Here is a 6,327-nt window from a genome sequence, read left to right on the forward strand (position 1 = left end):
CGGGCAGCCCCTACAGCAACAGGCCCATGTAGTACTCGTCGACCTGCTCGCCGTCCACCTGAAGGGACCCGCGGCGCAACCCCTCGACCTGGAACCCACAGCGCGTGTAGAGCGCAAGCGCCGCACGGTTGTGCGTCATCACGGTGAGTTCGAGCCGCCGCAGGCCCCGCTGGCGTGCCTGCCGCACGGTGGCGTCGAGCAGAGCGCGTCCCACGCCCCGTCCGGTGTGGGACGCGCGGACACCCACCACGAGATGCCCGCAGTGCCGGGCGCGCGCATAGGGCAGCACCGAGACGCCCACATAGCCGATCAGCCGACCCCCTTCCTCGGCGACCACCTCGAACGACCGGCTTGGCAGTCCGTCGTGCCGTTCGCGTTCACCGGGCTCCAGCATCATGAACCGCGACTCCCGGTCCAGCGCCGAGCGCAGATCGAACAGCGACGCGTCATCGCCCGCGTCGGCCAACCGGATGCGAAGCCCGCTGGTCATGGTCGGCGGTCAAACCGGGAGCGTGGCGCGTCAGGCGGTCACCGGACCCGGGGCGACCGCCTGCCAGCGCCCTTCGAGGTGACGCCGGACGAGACCGGCGTGCGACAACGGCCTGGAAAGATCCGCCACATCGTCATTGGTGTCGTAGTCGAGCAGCACGACGTCCCGTTGCGCGGCGAGCCGCCGTAACTCGTCCACCAGGTCGGCCGCCGGATTCTCCAGCACCCACCGGTACGCGGGCAGGTAGATCTCCCTGCGTGCCCGTTCGTACGGCAGCAACACCGCCCCGGTGAGCCCGGCGCGGTGCCCGAGGACGGTACCGTACCTGCGGACCGTGCGCTTGAGCCCCCGCATCGACGTGACCTCCAGCTTGGCCGGGTCCACGTCGTGACCCTGGAAGACCTTGAGCGCCTGCCAGATGCCCTCCACCGACTGGGCCGTCACCCCAGGGCTGAACGGCACCGGTATCCCTCCATGGGGGTAGAACGGGCTGAGCCGTACCCAGGGCGCCTCGGCACGCGACGTGACGTCCAGGATCAGCGCGCCCGGGTACGCCGCCTCCACCGAGGCCCGAGCCCGCCGCCGGTTCGCCACATGGATCGTCATGGGAGCGCCCTTTCATCTCGTTCGGGCGCAGTCTGCCGCACGCCTCCGACAGTCCACGGCTTCGCAGGTCAGACGCCCGGAACGGCGAGGTCGAGGGCACGGAGGCGGTCCGGATCCGAGAGGATGTCGATCTCGACGATCCGTCCGCCCACGATCGTGAACGCCAGAACGGCCTTGGGCTGTCCGTCCTCCAGGCTCACCAGCCCGGCCGCGCCGTTCACCAGCGCGGGCACCGTGGTACGCGAACGGGCGAGACGCTGGAACGCGACCGCGTTCTGGGCCACCGCACGGGCGCCGCGTCGCATGGTGACGCCGATGCCCGCCAAGGCACCCGTGTCCGCCCGCAACACCACGTCCGGATCGAGCACGGTGAGCAGCGCCTCGAAGTCGGCGCTCCGCGAGGCGGCCAGGAAGGCGTCCACGACCTCACGCTGCCGGCTCAGGTCGGCGTCCGGCGTCGGGGCCGTTCCGCGGACCCTCTGACGGGCGCGGCTGGCCAGCTTCCTGGCCGCGACCGGGGTCCGTCCCACGATCGGGGCGATCTCCTCGAACGGCATCCCGAACATGTCATGCAGCACGAACGCGAGCCGTTCGGCCGGGGTCAGCGTCTCCAGGACGACCAGCAACGCCAACCCAAGCGAATCCGCGGTCAACGCCTCATGCTCTGGGTCGCTCCTATCCACGGGGCTCACGATCGGGTCCGGCAGGTGCCCGTCCAAGGGGTACTCACGGCGGGACTTGCGGGAACGCAGCATGTCCAACGAGACACGACCGACCACCGTGGTGAGCCAGCCGCCCAGGTTCTCAACCTCACTGGTGTCGGTGCGGCTCAACCGGATCCAGGCTTCCTGCACCGCGTCCTCCGCTTCGCTGAGCGAGCCGAGCATCCGGTACGCCACCGCCTTCAGGCGGCCGCGGTGCTCCTCGAAGCGGTCGGCCAGGAACTCGTGCTCGTCCATGGGTCACATCCTCGGTTCTTGTTCCGTCCATGGGAATGACGGATAGACCGCGGCCTTTTGTGACACCCGCTCGTCCTCACAAGGCCGCCCACCTGCGATAGGAGAGCAGACACCGTGACCGATACGCTCGACATGGGCCCGATGTACGCGTTCCATGGAGCGCTGCGGCGGGACCTGGAGCACCTGGCCAAGGTCACCGCCAGGACGGACGACGACCCCCGCCGCGTCCTCGCCACCGCCGTCGGCTGGGAACTGTTCAAGAAGGCCCTGCACGTCCACCACACGGCCGAGGACGAGGCGCTCTGGCCGCCGCTGCGCGAGGCCGTCGCCGACCGTCCAGACGACCTGGCCCTTCTGAAGGCCATGGAGGACGAGCACGCCGCCATCGACCCCATCATCGAGTCAATCGACGCCACACTGGCCGACCGCGAGGCCGCCTCCAACCTAGGCGAGCTGACCGACAGCCTCACCACCGCCCTCACCGCGCACCTGAAGCACGAGGAGGACGAAGTGCTGCCGCTGATCCAGGCAACCCTGGACCTCCAGCAGTGGCGGCACTTCGGCGAGTACAGCGGCCGCCTCGTCGGCCCGGACGCGTCACGGATCATCCCCTGGATGCTGGACGGCGCGGACGACCACATCGTCGCCACGATGCTGGCACCGCTGCCCGAACCCGCACGCGCCGCGTACCGGAACGAGTGGGTGCCCGCATACCAGGCCCTGAACCTCTGGAACCCATCGGCCAAGGTCTGACACAACGTCTCCCCCGCCCCGCCTGGGCGGGGGAGACCCCCCTACAGCAGGCCGCGGACGAAGGCCGCCTGGCCAAGGTGCTGAAGGTCGTCCGAAACCACACTGACCAACCGCACCCCCAGGGTGACGGGCGGATCCCACGAACGATCCACGACCCGCCCAAGGTCCTCATCGGTCAGCCCACGCACGAACGCCACCGTCTGCTCGTAGACGGCGTTGTGGTACCCGGACAACAACTCGAACGAGTCGACTTGGACCGCCGCCACCTGTTCGTCGTTGTGGCCCCACCCCGTCTGCGTGTCGTCGAAGGGAAGCCCGAATCGTTCAGTCCACCCCTCGGCCGTCCACAGCTGCTCCCTGTCCGCAACCTCCGCGACATGGTCGTCCTGGATCCGCGTCAGGTGCCACACAAGCCAAGCGATCGAGTTCGCTCGTCCCTCGACCCTGTACGCCAACTGCTCGGGCGTAAGACCCTCGACAACCCGCCACACACCGTCCTGAACCCGCCCGAAGGCATCCACAAGCAACTCCGCACTGCTCACGCCCAGCACGCTACCCACCCCACAACCCCCCAAGCCCGTGCGCGAACCACCGTCTGGCCGATCCGGGGAAGGCCATCGGTTGGCCCCAAGGACACATCCGCGCATGCAAGGGCTTCCATTCCGCAGCAGGCGACCATCCGCCTCCCACGACACCGGAAACGCCCCCGGCAAGCCTGGTAGATCCTGAATCGGGTACGGCAGCACCCGGGAGAATGAACGATCGCCCTAGTGCCGCCAACGTCCCCCTCACATGCCGCCGCTGAAAGTCGCGATCGGGGCGCCCCTGCCGACCTACGGCCACACCTGAACTAGAGCATCGTGCCGGCTCTGTTGATCCGAAAGTCGACGCCCACGTGGTCAACGGGCTGCACGGGGGCGCTCCCGGGCGGGCGGCTGTGACCAGGCTGCGAACCGGGACCGCACGCAATAGGCCACACGCCCGGCACGCGGCCAGAGCGGCGGTGAGGCGACTCGGAGCGAGTGGGGGACCTTGGTGGCTGGGTTGGCTTCGGTGGGGTTGGTGAACCAGTCGAATTCGGCCGGAAGCATCAGGCACGTCGGTACGAAAACACCCCTTGACGGCGAAGCCTCAGTGTCCGAGAAGTGGTGCCAAACCTGAGGCTTTGTCATGCTGCAGCGGGTGATGGAAATCAAACCCGCACTGTCAGCTTGGAAATCAGTCCAGTCCACCCCGATACGCCCGCTGAGCTGCCCTCCAGCCCTCCCGCGAGTGACCGAGATGGACCCCTGATCGCCGCCCCTAACTGCACGGGCGGGCCGTTGACCACGCCGAGCCTCGCCGCGTGCAACGCACGCTGTACTGCTCCCCATCCACCGTCGAGCGCTCCGTCCTACCAGGGCGGGGCGAGAGCGTGCGGTGCTGCGGCGGCGGTCGTCAGTGGTGATGCTGGTCCCACACGCCCTTGAGCTTCCTGCGCTTGCGGGCGAGGGGTCGTGGTGCGCCTTCCAACACTTCGACGGCTGCCATCGCTATCGCCAGATACAGCTTGCCTTGTGCATCGCTGAGGACGAGTTGGAGCCCTCGTTCACCGATTCGCCGCAACTGGTCATCGGTGATGCCAGCGGCGCGGCCGGCCAAGTGATCTTCTCCGTAGGAGAGCAGGTCGAGACGGATCCGTTCCCTGTTCGTACGGATCACAACATCACCTCGCGAAGCCGACAGACGACCCTCAGCGCGAAGCCATTCATCACGGGTCACACAAACAAGGTCCAGAGCTGTCCGCTGACCTGCCCTGACACCCCTCCAAGACACTTCCAGATCCCACGCTCGTCCACCCCTGTCCAGACCTGCTGTTAGCGTTCGCGCTAGCACCGCAGGGGCACCGACGACCGCCCGCACGCTCCTCCCCTTCGTGCCCATTCTCCTGAGGCGCCTTCCTCGTAGCCGCGAACCCGAGGCCGGAGCGGAGCGGGTCAGGGGTTCGGCGCAGCCGATCGCGCAGCGACGCCGCAGGCGCCCTTGACGCACTGCGCAGAGGCCGGACACTGGCCGCGCAGAGGAAGACGACGATCGGCCTCAAATCGCCACGCCTACACTGACGGACATTCACGTGGTTGGCAACCAAGGAGGCCCTGGAGTTGGCATAATGAGAAGTATGGACCCGTGGAACTCTCCACCGTCGCAACAACACCTAATAGTTTGCCCTACTTGCGAGAAGCCCACCCCCGCAACCGTACAAGGCTCTGTTTACTCAGAGCAATCGGGTAACGAAGCTAGCGCGCTGATCGTCTCGCTACTTCGTTGCTCAACATGTGGTGCCGCTGTTCTAATTACTCAAGAGCAAAACTTTGAAGGTACTTCGGATCCGTTGCGTGTATGGCCGGAACCACCAAGAACGCTGAGCACGAGGATCCCTGTAGCGCTACGAAGAGAATTGACCGAGGCGCGTACATGTTTTCAGAGTCGTGCCTACACCGCCGCGGTTGTAATGGTGCGCAGGACCTTGAGGGTGTATGTGCCGAGCATGGGGTCATCAAGAAAAACCTTGTAGCCTCTCTACAAGATATGGCAAACAAGAGTTTGCTTGACAGTAGACTCCTGGAATGGGCGGACAGTCTTCGAGTACTTGGCAATCAAGGTGCTCATTTTACGGGTGACGCAGTTTCCAGAGAAGATGCTTCGGATGCCTTGGCCCTTGCCGAGGCGATACTGGACTACCTTTATGTGCTTACAGCGCAATTTGAAGAGTTCAAGCAGCGCCGCACCAAGAAGGGCCAAGGACAGTCTCACACCGACGGGTCATGATTCAGGAAAAGGGTAGATTTAGGGCGTAGGTCAAGCCAACATGCAAGCTCCATGGTCCATTTTTGTCGAAGCTGACGGCGTGCCTTCGATGATAGAATTGATAGTACCCTCGACTGATCCGGTAGTTGCCGATCGCTCCTTGAAGAAATAGATACTCTCCTAGATCACTTGCACTAATTGCATCAGCTATCGCACTTTCTTCCATCGCTTGCATTAGGTCACTTTTTTCAAACTTGGACGCTGGAAGAGCATTAAAGAACTGCTCCAGTCGACTCGTTACCACCTCAGGTAGGAGACCGACCGATTCTGAAATAATCTCATGAAGCAAGTGATTGGTTGCGAAGCTGTCAGCTCCCGCCCGTACTTGTTCGCTTGTAACCGGCCCGATGTTCGCTCGCCCCTGGATTGATCTGAAAAGTTCGGTCATGTCACGTGGGGTATAGCGAGTAAAGTCGAGGAGATATTTTAAGGCATCCGTCTTACGATTCCCGATCTTGACCACCGCAGGAAGTTGTTCGAAGATTTCCTCTCTATGAACTTCCGCCTTGGCTGCCAGATAGTCCCAGAGTAGCGGCTCCTTTGAATGGCCGCGTCCAGGCGGGTGGTGTATGAGAAGGCCACCTCGCGATCTATTGATTAGTTAAGCACTGATTGCCTCAATTGTCACATCAGCATCATTGGTGTCGCTTTCGTGGCCGACTTTCTGGCAGG

8 protein-coding genes are annotated in these 6,327 nt (G+C 64.4%); 2 read left to right on the forward strand and 6 right to left on the reverse strand.

Annotated features, from left to right (window positions below; translation table 11 throughout):
* Window positions 1-10: 10 nt before the first annotated feature.
* From QSK21_RS34655 to sigJ, 3 genes are all read right to left on the reverse strand, one after another.
* Window positions 11-490 carry a GNAT family N-acetyltransferase gene (locus QSK21_RS34655; protein WP_285701954.1) on the reverse strand — a complete coding sequence of 160 codons (480 nt, stop codon included), beginning with the start codon at window positions 488-490 and terminating at the stop codon, window positions 11-13.
* Window positions 491-520: 30 nt separating this feature from the next.
* Complete coding sequence (locus QSK21_RS34660) at window positions 521-1,096, reverse strand: DUF6939 family protein (protein WP_285701956.1); 576 nt, start codon at window positions 1,094-1,096, stop codon at window positions 521-523.
* Between the two features lie 68 nt (window positions 1,097-1,164).
* Window positions 1,165-2,055 (reverse strand): RNA polymerase sigma factor SigJ, encoded by an 891-nt coding sequence (gene sigJ, locus QSK21_RS34665; RefSeq protein ID WP_285701957.1) that lies wholly within the window; start codon window positions 2,053-2,055, stop codon window positions 1,165-1,167.
* Between the two features lie 114 nt (window positions 2,056-2,169).
* Here sigJ and QSK21_RS34670 point away from each other — a divergent pair, with 114 nt between their 5' ends.
* Entirely contained in the window at window positions 2,170-2,808 is a 639-nt protein-coding gene (locus QSK21_RS34670; protein ID WP_285701958.1) for a hemerythrin domain-containing protein, read from the forward strand.
* Window positions 2,809-2,849: 41 nt separating this feature from the next.
* On the opposite strand, the gene QSK21_RS34675 is transcribed toward QSK21_RS34670, so the two are convergent.
* Window positions 2,850-3,350 carry a mycothiol transferase gene (locus QSK21_RS34675; RefSeq protein WP_285701960.1) on the reverse strand — a complete coding sequence of 167 codons (501 nt, stop codon included), beginning with the start codon at window positions 3,348-3,350 and terminating at the stop codon, window positions 2,850-2,852.
* Window positions 3,351-4,245: 895 nt separating this feature from the next.
* Entirely contained in the window at window positions 4,246-4,509 is a 264-nt protein-coding gene (locus tag QSK21_RS34680; protein WP_285701961.1) for a hypothetical protein, read from the reverse strand.
* A 753-nt stretch (window positions 4,510-5,262) separates the two neighbouring features.
* Here QSK21_RS34680 and QSK21_RS34685 point away from each other — a divergent pair.
* The gene (locus QSK21_RS34685) at window positions 5,263-5,616 is read left to right on the forward strand and encodes a DUF4145 domain-containing protein (RefSeq protein ID WP_285701962.1); all 354 of its coding nucleotides are present in this window, start codon (window positions 5,263-5,265) and stop codon (window positions 5,614-5,616) included.
* 1 nt (window position 5,617) lies between these two features.
* Here QSK21_RS34685 and QSK21_RS34690 read toward each other — a convergent pair whose 3' ends face one another.
* Window positions 5,618-6,253: a P-loop ATPase, Sll1717 family gene (locus tag QSK21_RS34690; protein ID WP_502871627.1), complete on the reverse strand. Its 636-nt coding sequence runs from the start codon at window positions 6,251-6,253 to the stop codon at window positions 5,618-5,620.
* Between the last annotated feature and the right edge of the window lie 74 nt (window positions 6,254-6,327).

Origin of the sequence: Actinomadura sp. NBRC 104412 (assembly GCF_030269515.1) — a bacterium.
Lineage (GTDB): Bacteria > Actinomycetota > Actinomycetes > Streptosporangiales > Streptosporangiaceae > Spirillospora.